18 protein-coding genes and 1 pseudogene are annotated in these 16,491 nt (G+C 53.8%); 7 read left to right on the top strand and 12 right to left on the bottom strand.

Annotated features, from left to right (window positions below; translation table 11 throughout):
- The first annotated feature begins 97 nt into the window (after positions 1-97).
- The 5 genes from ABD837_RS08455 (at position 98) to ABD837_RS08435 (ending at position 4,097) form a co-directional block, all read left to right on the top strand.
- Positions 98-598, top strand: a complete 501-nt coding sequence (locus tag ABD837_RS08455; RefSeq protein ID WP_345052855.1) for a HEAT repeat domain-containing protein — start codon at positions 98-100, stop codon at positions 596-598.
- Positions 546-1,430: a DUF4097 family beta strand repeat-containing protein gene (locus ABD837_RS08450; protein ID WP_345052853.1), complete on the top strand. Its 885-nt coding sequence runs from the start codon at positions 546-548 to the stop codon at positions 1,428-1,430. The genes ABD837_RS08455 and ABD837_RS08450 overlap by 53 nt, the downstream gene beginning before the upstream one ends.
- Complete coding sequence (locus tag ABD837_RS08445) at positions 1,427-2,290, top strand: DUF4097 family beta strand repeat-containing protein (protein ID WP_345052850.1); 864 nt, start codon at positions 1,427-1,429, stop codon at positions 2,288-2,290. The genes ABD837_RS08450 and ABD837_RS08445 overlap by 4 nt, the downstream gene beginning before the upstream one ends.
- Before the next feature lie 523 nt (positions 2,291-2,813).
- Positions 2,814-3,317 (top strand): hypothetical protein, encoded by a 504-nt coding sequence (locus ABD837_RS08440; RefSeq protein WP_345052849.1) that lies wholly within the window; start codon positions 2,814-2,816, stop codon positions 3,315-3,317.
- 300 nt (positions 3,318-3,617) lie between these two features.
- Positions 3,618-4,097 carry a hypothetical protein gene (locus ABD837_RS08435; protein WP_345052845.1) on the top strand — a complete coding sequence of 160 codons (480 nt, stop codon included), beginning with the start codon at positions 3,618-3,620 and terminating at the stop codon, positions 4,095-4,097.
- Between the two features lie 51 nt (positions 4,098-4,148).
- On the opposite strand, the gene ABD837_RS08430 is transcribed toward ABD837_RS08435, so the two are convergent.
- The 4 genes from ABD837_RS08430 to ABD837_RS08415 form a co-directional block, all read right to left on the bottom strand.
- Positions 4,149-4,937, bottom strand: a complete 789-nt coding sequence (locus ABD837_RS08430) for a hypothetical protein (protein WP_345052842.1) — start codon at positions 4,935-4,937, stop codon at positions 4,149-4,151.
- Positions 4,938-5,229: 292 nt separating this feature from the next.
- Entirely contained in the window at positions 5,230-5,973 is a 744-nt protein-coding gene (locus tag ABD837_RS08425) for a DUF4386 domain-containing protein (protein ID WP_345052839.1), read from the bottom strand.
- A 152-nt stretch (positions 5,974-6,125) separates the two neighbouring features.
- On the bottom strand, positions 6,126-6,860 hold the full coding sequence (locus ABD837_RS08420; RefSeq protein ID WP_345052837.1) for an ATPase: 735 nt from the start codon (positions 6,858-6,860) through the stop codon (positions 6,126-6,128).
- Complete coding sequence (locus ABD837_RS08415; RefSeq protein ID WP_345052835.1) at positions 6,860-7,057, bottom strand: hypothetical protein; 198 nt, start codon at positions 7,055-7,057, stop codon at positions 6,860-6,862. The genes ABD837_RS08420 and ABD837_RS08415 overlap by 1 nt, the downstream gene beginning before the upstream one ends.
- 423 nt (positions 7,058-7,480) lie before the next feature.
- On the opposite strand from ABD837_RS08415, the gene ABD837_RS08410 reads away from it, so the two are divergent.
- Positions 7,481-7,939, top strand: coding sequence for a hypothetical protein (locus tag ABD837_RS08410; protein WP_345052832.1), 459 nt, complete (start codon positions 7,481-7,483; stop codon positions 7,937-7,939).
- A gap of 77 nt (positions 7,940-8,016) precedes the next feature.
- Here the strand turns inward: ABD837_RS08410 and ABD837_RS08405 are convergent.
- A pseudogene (locus ABD837_RS08405) lies at positions 8,017-8,298 on the bottom strand (type VI secretion system ATPase TssH); the annotation flags it as partial.
- A gap of 430 nt (positions 8,299-8,728) precedes the next feature.
- Here ABD837_RS08405 and ABD837_RS08400 point away from each other — a divergent pair.
- Positions 8,729-9,142, top strand: a complete 414-nt coding sequence (locus ABD837_RS08400; RefSeq protein WP_345052830.1) for a hypothetical protein — start codon at positions 8,729-8,731, stop codon at positions 9,140-9,142.
- A 76-nt stretch (positions 9,143-9,218) separates the two neighbouring features.
- Here the strand turns inward: ABD837_RS08400 and clpB are convergent, their stop codons facing one another.
- From clpB to ABD837_RS08365, 7 genes are all read right to left on the bottom strand, one after another.
- On the bottom strand, positions 9,219-11,828 hold the full coding sequence (gene clpB, locus ABD837_RS08395) for an ATP-dependent chaperone ClpB (RefSeq protein ID WP_345052827.1): 2,610 nt from the start codon (positions 11,826-11,828) through the stop codon (positions 9,219-9,221).
- Positions 11,829-12,000: 172 nt separating this feature from the next.
- Positions 12,001-13,410, bottom strand: a complete 1,410-nt coding sequence (locus tag ABD837_RS08390) for a hypothetical protein (RefSeq protein ID WP_345052825.1) — start codon at positions 13,408-13,410, stop codon at positions 12,001-12,003.
- A 258-nt stretch (positions 13,411-13,668) separates the two neighbouring features.
- The gene (locus ABD837_RS08385; RefSeq protein ID WP_345052822.1) at positions 13,669-13,932 is read right to left on the bottom strand and encodes a Txe/YoeB family addiction module toxin; all 264 of its coding nucleotides are present in this window, start codon (positions 13,930-13,932) and stop codon (positions 13,669-13,671) included.
- Positions 13,929-14,150, bottom strand: a complete 222-nt coding sequence (locus tag ABD837_RS08380) for a type II toxin-antitoxin system Phd/YefM family antitoxin (RefSeq protein ID WP_345052819.1) — start codon at positions 14,148-14,150, stop codon at positions 13,929-13,931. Before ABD837_RS08380 ends, ABD837_RS08385 begins: the two co-directional genes overlap by 4 nt.
- Before the next feature lie 177 nt (positions 14,151-14,327).
- Positions 14,328-14,771, bottom strand: coding sequence for a PIN domain-containing protein (locus ABD837_RS08375; RefSeq protein ID WP_345052817.1), 444 nt, complete (start codon positions 14,769-14,771; stop codon positions 14,328-14,330).
- Positions 14,768-15,049 (bottom strand): hypothetical protein, encoded by a 282-nt coding sequence (locus ABD837_RS08370; protein WP_345052814.1) that lies wholly within the window; start codon positions 15,047-15,049, stop codon positions 14,768-14,770. Before ABD837_RS08370 ends, ABD837_RS08375 begins: the two co-directional genes overlap by 4 nt.
- Before the next feature lie 119 nt (positions 15,050-15,168).
- Positions 15,169-16,116 carry an alpha/beta fold hydrolase gene (locus ABD837_RS08365; protein ID WP_345052812.1) on the bottom strand — a complete coding sequence of 316 codons (948 nt, stop codon included), beginning with the start codon at positions 16,114-16,116 and terminating at the stop codon, positions 15,169-15,171.
- Positions 16,117-16,491: the final 375 nt, after the last annotated feature.

Here is a 16,491-nt window from a genome sequence, read left to right as displayed (position 1 = left end):
AAATCCAGCGTGCAGGCCATCGAAAAGCGTATTTAAATCGGAAAAATACTGCGTAACATCAGTTAATAATCGCTCAGATACAGGAAGTGCGAATATTATGGCCACCACTACGGCTGACGCTAAGGAGCAGAAAATGCTGCTCACCATGCTCCAGAACCCCTCCGCCACGCAGCGGCTGCGGGCGGTGGGGCAGTCGAAGGAAATTGCCAAGGCCAACGAAGAAGTGGTGACGGCTCTGCTGAGTACCCTGAACAACGACTCCAACGTGAATGTGCGCCTGGCTACCCTGGAAGCGCTGGCCCAGCTGGGCCAGGACCCGGTGGTGCGGCAGGGCCTGGTACGCTCCCTCACCCTGCAGGACTCGCCGCTGGTGCAGTCGGCCCTGGCCGATGTGATGGTGCAGCTGCAGGTGCGCCGCTCGGTGCAGCCGCTGCGCCAGCTGCTGCGCCAAACCGGCCTCAACGAAACCGTGAAAACCAAAATTGAAAGCAGCATCCAAACGCTCTCCACCGGCCGGCACCCCGACCCCTTAACCCCGCAAACCCATGAAAAGCACGATGAGCCTGCCGCTGACCTTCGCGACACTGTGGCTATTTAGCGCCCCGCTCCGCGCGCAGGCGCAGGAAGCCACCGAAAAAATCACGAAAGAATTTACCGTGCAGGGCGACGCCAGCCGCCAAGTGCTGGCCGTGTACAACCTCTTCGGTTCGGTGGCAGTGGAAGGCTACGCCGGCAATAAGGTGCTGTTGGAGGTCACGAAAACGGTGACCGCACCCGACGACACCCTGCTCGAAGCCGGCAAGAAGGAGGTGCAGTTGGCCTTCGTGCAGCGCAACGACAGCATCATCGCCTACACCACCGGCCCGCACGACTCGCGCCCTAACCAGGACCTGCACAACCACCGCTCGCGCTGGGACCACGACTCGCCGCGCTACCGCTACACCATCAACTACACGGTGAAGGTGCCCACCCAGCTCAACCTGCACGTGAGCACCGTGAACGGCGGCCAGGTGACCATTGCAGACGTGGCCGGCACGCTGCACGCGCACAACGTGAATGGCAGCGTCAGCATCAAAAACGCCAGGAGTGCTACCGACGCCCGCACCGTGAATGGCAACGTGGAGGTGACCTACGCCCGCAACCCTGGCGGGCCCTGCACCTACCACACCATCAACGGCCAAATCATTGCTACCTACCCGCCCGACCTCGGCGCCAACGTGCACTTCAAGAGCTTCCATGGCGAGATGTACACCGATTTTCCGAAGACGGAGCGCCTGGCCCCGCAGGTAAGCCAGAACAAGCAGACCGATGGCAACGGCACCAAATACAAAATCTCCAAGGAAACGGCCGTGCGGCTGGGTAATGGCGGGCCCGACCTGCGCTTCGAAACCCTAAACGGCGACGTAACCATTAAACAACAATCGAAATGAGCTTCCCTGATATCCTTTTGGCGCGCAAGCGTCACCTCCTTCCGTTAGGCCTGGCCGCCGCGTTTGCGCTGGCGGCAGTGCTGCCGGCTACGGCGCAGGACACTTCCGAAAAAGAACAGTTGACCGTAGCGTTGAGCAGCCCCAACAAGCCCGGCCTGCTGCACGTGAAGCAAGTGGCCGGTTCCATTCACGTGGTGGGCTACAGTGGTAAAGACGTGGTGATTGAGGCCGTAGTGCACGAGAGCCAGCGCCGCCCGCGCGATAAGCCCGCAGCTGAAACCGGTGGCATGCGCCGCCTCGACAATGCCGACGGCTTCGAGTTGACTGCCGTGGAAAAGGATAACCGCGTGACCGTGAAAAACGACTCTTACCGCCGCGCCATCGACTTAACCATCAAGGTTCCCCGGAATTTCTCGCTGCAGGTAGGCACGGTACAAAACGGCGACATACTCATTGAAAACGTGAGCGGCGAACTGGAAATCAGCAACGTAAACGGCTCGATTAAGCTAACCGACGTGGGCGGGTCGGCCCTGCTCAACACCGTGAATGGCAGCCTCACGGCCACTTTCAAGGCCGTGACGCCCAACACGCCCATGGCTTTCTCGACCGTGAATGGCAAAGTAGACGTGACATTCCCCACCACTATAAAGGCCAACCTGAAGCTGAAATCCGACATGGGTGCCATTTACAGCGACTTCGACATGGCCATGGAAAAGCCAGCCAAACCCGTCAACAGCGCCCAAAACGGCGTGTACCGCATCAGCCAAGAGAACTGGACCCAGGGCAAAGTAAACGGCGGCGGCGCCGAAATCACCGTGAAGTCTTTGCAAGGCAATCTGTACGTCCGCAAAGCCAAATAGCGCAGGCCCGGCCGCCTGCTCTCCCAGCGCTGAGCCTGCATTCTTAGTGGGCATAACCGGCGATTTTCGCCTAATTACTTATTGCTATTTGCTACGATGACGACGCTTGCTACTGCGTTATTTATCACCACTTATTACAGTCTGAAAAAGCTGTTTTTTCAGACTGTATATTTCAACATACCAGCTATACAAAAATTAATTTATCGGGAGCGGTAAAGTTTCGAAAGGTGCACGATTGTTTCATCTGCAACACCTCGAATGTTATGCTTCGCACCGACTGCCAAAGGCCCGGCCCTCAATCAACAGCGGGCCGAATACCAAAGACATTGGGCGCAGTACCCACGGGGGCTTGAGTACCGCTTGGGCCACGGATGCTTGCCCATGCCTTCGCAGCAAAGCCATTGCCGGACCTTACTTGGCAATGGCTTTTTGCTTGAAATAGCCGTGCCGTATTGCCGGCATTCCTTTCGTTGTGCCTTCGGCAGCTACCTTTATCTGCTCTATTCCATTCTTTTTCCGTTTTATGCTGAAACCATTACTCATTTTAACATTCGGTGTTTTTTCTTTTGCGGCGCAGGCCCAAACTACTGAGGCCACTCCACCAGTTACTCCTGCTACTACCGGCGCCAGCGCGCCGGCTTTGGCAACGAAAGGGCTACGCCAGGGCCAGGGCGACACCATCGCCGCCATCGGACGCCTGTATACGAAGCGCCGGCTGGGTGGCAAAGTCTGGGCAGGTGTAACCGCTGGCGGGGGCTTAGCCTTGTTGCGCGCTTTGGGTGCTGGTAGCAGCAACAGCAGTGGCAGCAGCACCTCTGGTTACAACATCCAACCTAAGGCGCAAGTCGACGGCGGAACCATTGCCGTTGTGGCCGGCATTTTCGTAGCTCTTCCCTTGATAGTCGGTATTAGTAAGCTTAGTACCTACAGCGAGACCAATGAAAAAGCCATTGTTGACGCGTACCGTGACGGCAAGCCGCTGCCTAAAAATCTCATCAACAGGTTGTCGCCGGATTATTTCTACTAAGCGCAGCACCCACCGCAGTACCCTGCTGTACCCAAAGAAGCACTACAGCAAATTGTGAAGTACAAAGCAAAAGTCCCGCTGGCCGTTGTCAGCGGGACTTTTGCCTTGTCGCTACGCATGGTGCCAGCTGGCACCATGCGGAAATTGGTTGGAAAGCAAGCCCTAGCGGCAAACCATTCCTCCCTTACCTGCTCCTCATCGCCATCCTCTCATTGTTCACGACCAGCTCCTGAACAGATTATATAAAAACAATTTTAATTTTATATATTATGCCATCGTTACACGAAATAGCTGGGCACCATGAGACACACCATCCTTTTGTGGGGCTTATTACAGGTAGCTGGTCTGACCTGCGATGCGCAGGCGTTAAGTGGTCCGTCATCCAATAATCGGGTATTCACGCACGCCGACACGGTTCAGGCCCTGCATGCCCTTTTCCGCAGAGGCCGCACCTGGGGCAAAGTAGGAACTGTGCTGGCACCAGTCAGCATCGCCCTGGTGGCATACGCCGGCTCCAAAATGGAGCTAGGCGGCTACGACGTCATATCAGGTGGCAGTACCGACCCCAACAGCTACGCTTACGGGGCCATGCTGGGGGCCCCGGTCGCCATCACGCTTTCCCTGCTGGGCCCATTTTCGTGGGCGGCTAATTCCAAATACACAGAGCAGCAAACCATCCAGGCGTATGAACAACACCAGCCCTTAAGCAAACGCACCCAACGGCGACTACACAACCAACTGGAACGCCTGATACTGGATGGAAATACGCTCAATCGGTAGAATATGTCCGGTCAGCATTTAGCAAGTGCTGCTGGGTTGAAACCAGCAATGCTACCTTACTTTCGGCAGGCCCAGTAAATATGGTTTCTTCGCCTTCCCCGGGATAAGTCCGGTTTCCCAAGTATAGTCGTCGGATGCTAAGCCCTCAAGCAGGACGTCCATATCACTGAGAGTATAGGTGCGGGCATTGGAAACCGCGCCATCCCAGGCAAAGAAGAAGGGAATAACAGGCAGGATGTAGGTGAAGAACAGCTGCCTGAAGGTGAGCGGCCGCGCAAATGGCGTAATAAAAAGCGCCATGATAAAATTTAGCGGCAAGGCAATCCACCACAACATAATCGGGAAGCTATTGTCGCTTATTTCGTAGATGCAAATTGGCTGATTATTTTCTTTGGCGTCGCGCAGAATGCTTGTGGCCACAGCCGGTGGCATGTGATGAAAGCTTCCCACCATCGTGCGCACTCCACGCAATTCGGGGCTAACCCGGGCCGCGTCGATGGGCCGGGTTTCGTAGTGCAGGGTTGGCTCCGAACGCCCATTGACGAGGGCCGCCAGCTCCATATTTGGATACAGGTCCGTTAAAGTCAACCTTACCGGGCCAACTCCTGACTCAGCTTTCAGCAGTTGGTAGACTTCCAGCATGGGCCCACCGCTGCCCGAGCATAAATCCACAATGGCGGCCGTTTCGGAGTGCAAGAGCGCCTTTTTTAACAGCTCCGCTAATTCCGGTGTAGAACCCAGAAACTTGTGCATCACCACCATAAGCCGCGTTAGGCACGTGCGGAGCCAGTTGGGAAACCACGCAAAGTCTTCAAACTCGAAAAGGTGTATCCGTTTCATTCTGGTAGAGATTAACAGGAAATGACTGCTTAAAAAATTGCCAACTGCACCGCAGCCCCAACACGCAGCAGTGGTAGCCGCGAATAGGGAGGCCAGCTCGCCTATTGTCGAGTTACCGCGGCAATTTATGCACGAGACGCAGGTAATATCCTGGGACTTCTATTTATTCACCTGAACAAAAAGCTCCACCAGCATTCTGCTGATGAAGCGCTCTGCTTGCAGTTCCTTTACCCGGCCGCTACCAAGCGCGGCATGCGTAGCGGCATTATCTTCCCTGCAGGGCTAGTTACGGTTAGGCTACGCCGGATTCCTTCCATGCCGGGGAATTATAAAATCCTTTCGCAATAAGCCACGCGATAAAAGCAAGCTGAATAGGGAGCAACGGCATTGCCATTCGCCCGATTGCAGGGTAGCCGATGAACATCATCAGGGTGACGCCAACGAATTGGGAGATAACCCCAATTGCCCCAACGGCTGCTAATCCACGCGGCACCAGCCGGAAGCGGTACAGCGAAGCGTAGAAGAAAAACATCCAGACCCCAATAGCAAGTATCTGGTTGGCATGGGCCGAGCGCCTCGCAGAAGCCACTGCTGCCCCAACCACTTGGTACAGCTCAGAATCGACGGCACCGGCCTCAACAAACCGGTTGCTAATGGCCAGCATCGACATAACAGTGCCGGCCTGCACGACGTCCAGGATGCAGCTAACCGCACATACTACCAGAAACAACAGCGCCGCCGAGGTACTGTAGCGCCGAAATATTGGGAAGACCGTGGCGCTCAAATAAACGGTGAGCGCGGAGCCCACAAACGAGAGCAGTACCGCCGAGCGGACCTGAAATGAATCCTTAGCCACCGCAGTCAGGAAAGCCGGCGTACCCACCGTCAGGGCATGCGTCAGGATAAAGGGCAGCGTGAGGCCCGCTGCTAACTGCAGCAGCAACAGGATGCCCACTTTGCGCCCAATAGTGAATACCCCACGCGACGCCGGATGAACACTGCTTGCTTCTTCGATATGTAAATCGGCAGGCTTCATGGCAATTGGCTTTAATTGAAGCTTCTGATTACAAACAGCTAATCTAGTCACATACAGTATCAATCTAATATATATCTCCAATCATGTTGGCTATCATAGAAAAGCCCCGTGCCCCGGCCGCCACCCCAGCGGCACAAGTAGCGGCAGTGTCTTCAGGTTCCCATCCAAGTTCGCCGAAACCATTCTGGTATCTCCCGTCCAATCGTTGTCAATTTGCCCGGCTCGTACTCGGCAAACCACCAAATGGACGCGCCCGAATTATCGAACAGATACGCACGGCTTACCTGCTGCATGGTTTCCACCAATAGGCCCAGGCTTTTCGCATATCGACTCACAATCTTCTCCGTCGAAACGCCATGCCCGCCTTTGCTCACCCGGTTGCTTACCCGGTCCACGTTTACGGCCGGGGTTTCCGTGGCAATGTAGTAGAGGTAGGTGCGGTAGCCCTTGGCGGCCGCTAACTGCAAAAACTCCAGCTTCGACCGGTGCGACATCACCGATTCAAACGTGAAGCTGAGCCGGGCCACCAATAACTGATGCCGCAGAAAATCGGCCACCGTAGCGGCCACGTAAGAATTGACCGCCGCTTCCGGCTGCATTACCACGATATTTTCGGCAACGTGCAGCCCCATTTCCTGACTGGTCTGCACTCCCACGGCCGTTTTTCCACCCGCCAGAAACGCCGCAAAGTCGGCCTGCTTTGCGTCTAGCTGGTAATCGGACAGATGCAGGAAACGCTGCCGGACCAGCTGCTTCTCAATCTCATCGGCATTAACATACACCCCCAGATTGAACTGCCCGCGCAATTCGTCTAGCAGCGCCGATTTGCCCGAGCCATTGGGCCCCGCAAACAGGCGCAGACGGGGCGTGGTATTAGTTGCCATCATCAGGCCTTGCGGCCGAGATTTTGGTAATGGTCTATCACTACTTCACGCTGCCCGTTGGCGTGAATCCGCACCAGTTTGCCGTTTTCGTAAACCGTCACGGTGAGGCCCAGCGCCCGGCTCTCGCTCACGGCCCGCAACGATGCTTGCCGCGCAGCCGCTTGCAATACCTCGGCGGGAATATCTTCGGTCTTTTTCATTTTATTTTGGTCTGCCACGTCAGGCGTTTGCCCATCTAAGATACGACGAATGAAAAAGAACTGCTAAAACTTTCCCGGCGCCCCGGCCGCCACCCCAATCGGCACGAGTAGCTACAGTGTCTTCAGTTTCTACTCCCACCCCACGCGCCCGCCGCCGTGGCTAGCGCGGCGTCAGTAGCGGGCATTTCTAAAAGGTGCCCTGAGACAATCTACAGAACATGGAAATACAATATGTTTTATTTCTTGAGACTTTTCATAGCAGCGGAATTCGAATAAAATAATTAGGTATAATGCCTGAAAATGCTAAAAGGCAATAGTTAAGCATCAATAAAAAGGACTTTATGTTCCAATGCTTGCATTAGGTCAGTGCTTTTTGGCACATGTACTTCGCCCTATTGATGACCCATCTACTAAAGCAGCCCCATGAAATTCGCTCTCACCTTGTTGCTGCTACTTTTTACCATGAAAGCAACTGCGCAAACCACTGTTTCCAGCATAAACCTACCGTCAAGAGTAAGTACTCCACTACAATTTACTTGTGCTGACACGGTGCGTGCATTGCACAACCTCTTCAAAAGCAAACGCAGTACTGGCGGCTGGCTAACTGGAAGCAGCGCCTTCTTTACAACGCTGACAGGCGTCGGAACTCTTGCTGACAATAATGGCAAGAATTGTGGTGGCTATTTCTGTCCGGATACACTAGGTTCGGCATTAATTATCGGAATTGGTCCGGCACCAGCTTGGATACCTGGTTCAATAAGTTTGATTCGTTTCAATAAAAGGAAAGAAATGGCGGAGATAGATAAATACGAAAAGACACAAAAGCTTCCTCGCTATTTGCAACGAAGATTAGCAGGAAGGTTTTTCAATACGAACTATTGATTGAAGAAGAAAAATTAACGAAAAGCCCCACCAGCACAACACTGACGGGGCTTTTCCATTTAAACCAACCTTGCGAATTACACCGCCGGCATCTCCACGTTCTCGAACTTCACTGCACCGTCTTCCAGCACGGCCTCTACCACGGTATCCTTAGATACACGGCCGGAGAGAATATCTTTCGACAGCTCGTTCAAAATCACGCGCTGCAATACACGCTTGAGTGGCCGCGCGCCGAACTGCGGGTCGAACCCGGCTTCTTCCAGGAAGTCGAGTACCTCGTCGGTGGCTTTGAGACTGATACCGGCTTCGTGCAGGCGCTGCCGAATCTGGCGCAACTGGATATTAACGATGTGGCGGATTTATTTACTTGCCCCGCCTCGCCGCCGTGGCTACCGCGGCCAGGGCAACGGGCGTTTCTAATGATATCCAGCTAGCTTCTGAAACAAGTTTAGTACATAGCAATTTGGTCGTTTTGAAAAGTCCCGTTCCCCTTCCGATACCCCTACCCAACGCCAATGCTACGCTTCCTCTGCCTCCTGCTGTTTCTTTAGCTTCGTGTCTGCGGACAAACCGTCTCCACTGCTGCAGTCCCTACATCTCTCCCCGAAACTAATGCTACCAAGTACACCGCCGCTAAAACGGTTGCGTTGCTGCACAGCATGTCCCGCACCCGTCGCTACCGCGAGGGCATGGAGCGGGGCGCACGGCGGCGGGCAGCGCAGCTAGGCCGCACTACCTTAGCAATTTGTAGCTTGCAGAAACTGGTCCTTCCTTTTATTAAAACTTGAAATGCACAAACATCTACTCGTTTCAGCACTACTTTTTGGCACTTCTACTTCCGCTTTTGCGCAGGCTCAGAATACGCAGCCTTCTACTTCTACACCAATTGTAACAACTTCGCCTGCTGTTTCATCCGACACGGTACAAGCCATTCATCGGTTGTTTAAAAGCCGTCGCACAGGCGGCTATATTTTAACTGGAAGCTCCGTGATTTTCACGCGCATTGCTGTTGGAGCGGCTGGCACCGTACCAGCAGGTGTTTTTGTATTAATTATTGGTGGAACACCGGGCTTAATTGGTTTTGGAAAGATTGTGCGATTTAGTGTACGCAACGAAGCTAAAATTGTAAGTGATTTTGAAAAGAACAAGACATTACCAAATGCCATTCGCCGCAGACTTGACCGGAAGTATTTTAACAATTAAAGTCGCCAGTAGAATATAGAAAGCCCCGCCAGCACGACGCTGACGGGGCTTTCCCATTCTACAATTCGCCTAACAACTACACCGTCGGCATCTCCACGTTCTCGAACTTCACCGCACCGTCTTCCAGCACGGCTTCTACCACGGCGTCTTTCGAGACGCGGCCGGAGAGGATGTCTTTCGACAGCTCGTTCAGGATTACGCGCTGGAGCACGCGCTTCAGCGGGCGGGCACCGAACTGCGGGTCGAAACCGGCTTCGCCTAGGTAATCTAGGACTTCGGGGGTGGCTTCGAGCTGGATGCCGGCTTCGGCCAGGCGCTGTTGGATTTGCCGGAACTGGATGTCGACAATCTTGCGGATTTCCTTGCGCTTGAGGGGCTGGAACATCACGATTTCGTCGATGCGGTTCAGGAACTCGGGGCGCATGTGCTGCTTGAGGCGCTCCAGCACTTCGTCGCGGGTGCGGTCCACCACTTCCTCGTGGTTGTACTCGTTCAGCTCTTTGAAATTCTTCTGGATGATGTCGGCCCCGGTGTTTGAGGTCATGATGATGATGGTGTTCTTGAAGTTCGCCACCCGGCCTTTGTTGTCGGTGAGGCGGCCATCGTCGAGCACTTGCAGCAGGATGTTGAACACGTCGGGGTGGGCCTTTTCGATTTCATCGAGCAGCACCACCGAGTAGGGCTTGCGGCGCACGGCCTCCGTGAGCTGCCCGCCTTCGTCGTAGCCCACGTAGCCGGGAGGTGCCCCGATGAGGCGCGACACCGAGTGGCGCTCCTGAAACTCGCTCATGTCGATGCGCACCATCGCATTCTCGTCGTTGAACAAATACTCGGCTAGGGCCTTGGCCAGCTCGGTTTTGCCCACGCCGGTGGTGCCGAGGAAAATGAACGAGCCGATGGGCCGCTTGGGGTCCTGCAGGCCGGCGCGGGAGCGGCGCACGGCATCCGAAATGGCCGCGATGGCCTCGGCCTGGCCCGCCACGCGCTTGCCCAGCTCGGCTTCGAGCTGGAGCAGCTTCTCGCGGTCCGATTGCAGCATTTTGCTCACCGGGATGCCGGTCCACTTGGCCACCACTTCGGCAATGCTTTCGCTGGTCACCACTTCCTGGAGCATGGTGCCGCCGTCTTTGTTGGCCGCGGCCTCGTCCTGGAGGGCTTTCAGCTTGGCTTCGGCTTCCTGAATCTTGCCGTAGCGCAGCTCGGCCACGCGGGCGTAATCGCCCTGGCGCTCGGCCTGCTCGGCTTCCAGCTTGAATTGCTCGATGGCCTCCTTTTGGGTTTGAATGCCGGTGAGGACGGCTTTTTCGCTTTCCCAGCGGGCTTTGAGGGTGTCGCGCTTGTCGTTCAGCTCGGCCAGTTCCTTGCTGAGGACGGCTTCGCGGTCGCGGTTGTCTTCGCGGCGGATGGCTTCGCGCTCAATTTCGAGCTGCATGATGCGGCGCTGGATTTCATCGAGCTCCACGGGCATGGAATTCAGCTCGATGCGGAGCTTGGCGGCGGCTTCGTCCATGAGGTCGATGGCCTTGTCGGGCAAAAACCGGTCGGTGATGTAGCGCGCGCTGAGCTCCACGGCGGCAATCACGGCGTCGTCGGTGATGCGCACGCCGTGGTGCAGCTCGTACTTTTCCTTGATGCCGCGCAGGATGCTGATGGCGTCGTCCTGGGTGGGCTCGTCCACCATCACGGCCTGAAAACGGCGTTCCAGGGCCTTGTCCTTCTCGATGTACTTCTGGTATTCCTTGAGCGTGGTGGCCCCGATGGCGTGCAGCTCGCCGCGCGCCAGGGCGGGCTTGAGCAGGTTGGCGGCGTCCATGGCGCCTTCGCCCCCGCCGCCGGCCCCGATGAGGGTGTGCATCTCGTCGATGAAGAGCACAATCTGCCCATCCGAGTCGGTCACTTCCTTGATGACGGCCTTGAGGCGCTCCTCAAACTCGCCCTTGTACTTGGCCCCGGCCACGAGCAGGCCCATGTCGAGGCTCATGATGACTTTATCGCGCAGGTTTTCGGGCACGTCGCCGGCCACGATGCGCTGGGCCAGGCCCTCCACGATGGCGGTTTTGCCCACGCCGGGCTCGCCGAGCAGCACAGGGTTGTTTTTGGTGCGGCGCGAGAGGATTTGCAGCACGCGGCGGATTTCCTCGTCGCGGCCAATCACGGGGTCCATCTTGCCGCGCCGCACCTGCTCGTTGAGGTTCACGGCGTAGCGGTTCAGGCTCTGGTACTGGTCTTCGGCGCTCGGGCTGGTGACTTTGCGCCCGCCGCGCAGCTCCTGAATGGCGGCCTTCAAGTCCTTATCGTTGAAGCCCGTGTCTTTGAGCAGCGTGGCCACGGCATCGCGGCCGGAGAGGATGCCCAGCAACAGGTGCTCGATGGACACGAACTCGTCGCCCATGTCCTTCATGGCGGCGTTGGCGCGCTGCACGGCGGCGGCCGCGTCGTTGGCGAAGTAGGGCGAGCCGCCGCTCACCTTGGGGTAGGCGGCCACAATGGCATCGAGCCGCGGCATGAGAATGTTGCCATTGGCCCCCAGCTTGTTGGCCAGAAACGAGAAGACGCTCTCGTCGCTCTGGAAGATGCCCTTCAGCAAATGGCCCGTTTCGATGGCTTGCTGCTGGTTTCCGCCGGCAATTTCGGTGGCCTTCTGCACGGCCTCCTGCGCCTTGATGGTGAAGTTTTTAAAGTCCATTTCCGTTCGTCTCTAAGTGGGTGCTTCGGGTTAGGAAGTCGGTACCAAGGGACTAGCAAATGGGGTGCGAGAGGTGGAAAGCGGACTTTTTGGCGGCAAAATCAAAAATGACACTTTGGATTTTGCGTCAAAAAGTCAATAAAAAGCCAGGTGATGCCTTTCTTATAGGCTTTTATTTACCAGCACTTTTCCTGTTTGGTATTTTGTTTGGTGGTATCCTGCGGGCGCGCATTTTTGTTTCACCCTGTTCAAAATACATTCTTTTTAGAATTGAATATACTTCTTCCATTCTTGCTTGCTCCCTAGCTTGTTGAAGCTGAATAGGCTTATTATGCTTTTCATCTTCTGAGAATTGCATACTTGCATACGCCTTAAGAAACGGATTTGAAAAGAAATACATCCCAGAATTTTCATCGAACCTGATAATTTCTCCATAATCTACGGTAGTAAGGAGATTCAAGTATTGTATAACCTTTTTTCCATATAGATTTTTATTATTCTTGTAATTAAGAATATCATCTTTGCTCAACTCTTGCTTTGAAGAAATGCAGAAAGCAGAAAGAATTGGTTTTGTCTTGTCAAAATTACCATCTCTAGATTTCAACGCCCTATCTAGTGTCTCCTTAAATGAGTCAGAATTTTGCTTTAGATAATCTAAAATCGCACCACGCAAATCTTCAGGCTTAAAAACACGCTTCACCAATTGAGTATCTGTTACCCCATTACTGTAGCACATACTAAAGCATAAATGATGACAAATAGATGCTAAAGAACTTGAAAACTGAATTATGTCCTTATGAACTTTAGGTTCAAAATCTACATTGAGTAAATTTTCCCCTTTAATCATAATATCCTCAAGTTCGCCGTTGCTCATCAAAGGCACATGAATTTCAGCAATCCTGTTATTCAATTCGCTATCGTAGTTTACAATCTCACGTGCTGTCCCAACTGCTCCTATTGCTATTGTTTTAGAGCCAGGATATCGATTAGATACGTCAACAAATATTTTCAATATCTGTGACAATTTCTGCCTTTCAGCAATTGCTACTTTATGAAAATCCTCAATTATCCATGTAACCTCAGCAGCACCAAGAAACTCTGCTAATCTTTGAGGTGTCAATTGAGTAGGCAAAAGCCGTTGTTTTTTCTCCGCATACTCATAAGTTAGTTCAGATTTTATTGTTGACTCTAGAGTCAAATAACTTGACTTGAGGTCTAGCCCTATTTTAGCTGTATCCTTTTCAGTCTTTTCAGAAGTGTAATAAGGGTTCAGTTTATCAAAAGCATCTAAAATTATTTCACCAATTGACGTGTCTAAAATACAATTCGTAACAATGTAACGTTTTGTTTTTGAGGACAAAATATTTTGAATGATTGTAGTCTTCCCACTGCCCGAGTGGCCATAAACGACCAGTTGCATACCAGGAATCAATAAAGCTTTATTGATTTGAGAGTCTATATCCTTACGTTCCACAAAAGTTAACTTGGCAGAAGTAGACGGAGTGAAGACCTCCTTTATATTAAACTGCTTTATTTTCTTTTTAAATACTTTATTAAGTAAACTCTCTAAAAATTTCATCATCAGAATTTGCTTGTGTATGGGTTTGCTATGGACTTGCATTTAGCAGAAAGATACACTAATATCATTAGTATCCCAAGTGTCGGCTGCAATTGACAATGGGCAAAAGGCCTGTTGAAGAGAAGCTCCTGTTTCTTTCAGCGGCGCGGGCAGCGGGCGGGGGTGGAGCGTGAGCGGAAGCTACTTCGAAGCGGTGGTTTCGCTCAGGCGGGACCGGCGGGGCGTGTGGGGGCGTCAGGCGGGGCGGGCGTGCCGGGGAGTTTATTTATCGCCGTAGTGGAAACGGCAGGCGGCAATGCGCAATCCGTCGTCGGTGGCTTTGTAGACTAAGCGGTGTTCATGGTTGATGCGCCGCGACCAGTAGCCGCGCAGGTCGCCTTTCAGGGCTTCGGGCTTGCCGGTGCCAACAAATGGTGTGCGCTGGCACTCCTTCAGCAGCGTGTTGATTTTGCGGAGAATGGCACGGTCAGTTTCCTGCCAGTAGACATACTGTTCCCAAGCCGCTTCATCCCAAATAAGCCTCATGCGTCGATGAGGTCGTGCTGCACGCCCTTGCCGCTCTCCAGGCGCTCAATGGCATCCTTCAGGGCTTTTGCGTTGGCAGGGCTGCTCAACAGATACTCCGTTTCGTCCTGCGGCTTGGATTTAACGCGGGCCGGTGTGGCTTTCACAAACGGCAGGCTTTGCAGCAGCTCCATCATGAAGGCCGCTTTGTTATCAGGGATTTCCAGCGTGATTTTCATACTATTCAAAACTACGAAAATTCCGCATAGTTCCTGCCGCCTGCTTGCCGCTACACATGAAGCTTCAGTTTCTTCAGCGGCGGGCGCAGCGGGCGGGGGTGGGGCGTGAGCGGAAGCTGCTCCGGAGCGGTGGGTTCGCTCAGCGGCACCCGCGGGGTGTGGGGCGGTGGCGGGCGGCTACTTGCTTAGGCTTGTTTGTCCTGCCAGGTATTCGGTCACCCAATCCTCCAGCATAATGCCTTGCATTTCGGCAAAATGACGGGTGTTGCGCGTGACAAGCGTGAGGTCGTGCGTGAGTGCAGTGCTCCCAATAAGCATGTCAAAATCTCCTTGCAGCCGGCCTATCGTCTTCAGGTGCGCTTTCTGTACGGCATAGGTTTCCAGGGCACTTTCGAAGGTCAGGATACGCCCGCTGAATAGTTGTTGTAGCTCGGCCCGATTCTGCCGGTTTCTGGGCTGGCGCGTTGGAGCACTATTGGCAATGCCGTAGAGCAGTTCCGCGATGGTGATGCTGCTGAGAAAGCAGTTAGGCAGCCCCTCTTTATCAATTTTGGCTGCTAGGTCGAACTGCCCATTGATGAAGTGAATACAGATGTTCGTGTCAAGTAGAAATCGGCTCATAGATTCACTTCGCGCGGCTCGTCGCGGCGGTCAGCGTAAATCTGGCGCACCATCTCATCCCCACTCACATCTGATTTCCAACTGCCAAACACCTTATACAGCAACGCTTTTTGCTCGGCTTCGGTGAGTTCGCCGGATGCTTCAGCTACGACAGCGCTTGCCTGCACTTCAGGCCGTAGGCGTAGGAAGCGGGCAGTAAGCCCCGGCAAGCTTTGCAGCCGTTGCATAAATGCGGCCGCTTGCTCATCGGGAAACTCTAATTCGAGGGCAATTTTCATAGGTCTAAGTTACGCAGAAGCTCCCGTTTCTTTCAGCGGCGGGGACACCGAGCGGAGGTGGCGGGCAGAGGCGAGAAGAAAGTCACTTCCTTGCTCATGATACTAACGGCACCTTCAAGCTACTTGGCAGTCGCAACGCCGGGTTGTTCTTTCAGAAATGAAACAATGCGTTGGTTAACAATCGTAGGTTGCTCCATTGTGGGGAGATGAGCGGCATCGTCAATAGGCAAGAACTGGACGTTTAAAATGGCCCGCAACGAATCACTGAAGGAAAATGGCACCACTTTATCATCCTTTCCCCAAATCAATAGCACGTCTTTCTGCTGCGCATTGAGTTTGCGGTAGTTGCTTTTAATAACAGCAGCGGGGTAGTTATACTTGGTTGAAATAAGCGCGTGCCGGAACCCTTTGTAGGTGGTTTGCGGTCGGTATTTCTCTACCCAACCGGGAAACCGATTTGGATATTTAAAATCATCGGCTTGCCCGGCCGCTTGTTTTTCAAGCAGCAACGTCAACAAGTAATTATCAATAGATTCCGTAACGCCCGGAGATTTGAAATTATAAACTGGGTCTACTAAAATTACCTTGTCGACCAAATCCGGGTGATGCACCGCAAAATCGGTTACAACCGCCCCGCCGAATGAAACGCCAGCCAGGGCCACTGGCGCGTTTACATGCAGGCTCTTAATCAAGTCGAATAGCTGCCGGCGGTACAACTCCGGGGTATAGGCGACATCCGGCCTATCCGAAAATCCCCGGCCGAACTCGTCGTATTTTATTACCCGAAATCCTTGCTGCACGAGGCTGCTATAGGTATTGTCCCAGATGTAATATGGCACACTGGAGCCGTGAATGAGCACAATCGTCTTCGCGGCCGCAAGACCGGCTTCGTCGTAATGCGTGACACCATCGGTGAGGGCAACAAACTTGCCGGGCACCCCTTTTCGGGCCGCTTCGTCCATGTTGTGGACTTCGGTGTTATTTACTTTGAAAACAATCCACAAACCGACAACTAGCACGAGAAGAACGATAGCCGACTTCATGAGCAGGCTTTTTCTGTTTTTCATAAGGGAATGATTGGTAAACTGCTTTCGTGCCTGATGGTGGAGCTCTTCCGGCTCAGGCCGCCGAAGGTAAAACAAATGGCAGCATGGCCATAGGGCTAAAAGAGAGGCGTCCAATTTCCAGGCGGCAGCGTTGCGGGTGGGAGCACTCAAAACGGCCCAGGCACTGGCAAGGCCCTTTAGCGAGCAAGTGCCAGCGAAAGAGAAGCGCCCGTTTCTCTCGACAGCTGGCACGCGGGGCGGATGTAAATGGGTTAAGAGCGTTTCATCTGCTACTGACGCTACTAGCAGAAGCTCCAGCTTCCCTCAGGCAGCGCTCGAAACGGCCCGGGCACTTGGCAAAACCCCTTTATCGAGCAAGCGCCAGCCCAGGAGAAA

The sequence above is a fragment of the Hymenobacter glaciei genome, assembly GCF_039539585.1.
Classification (GTDB): Bacteria; Bacteroidota; Bacteroidia; order Cytophagales; family Hymenobacteraceae; genus Hymenobacter; species Hymenobacter glaciei.
Note: the sequence above shows the minus strand (reverse complement) of the source record. Positions and strands in the feature narration are given on the sequence as shown.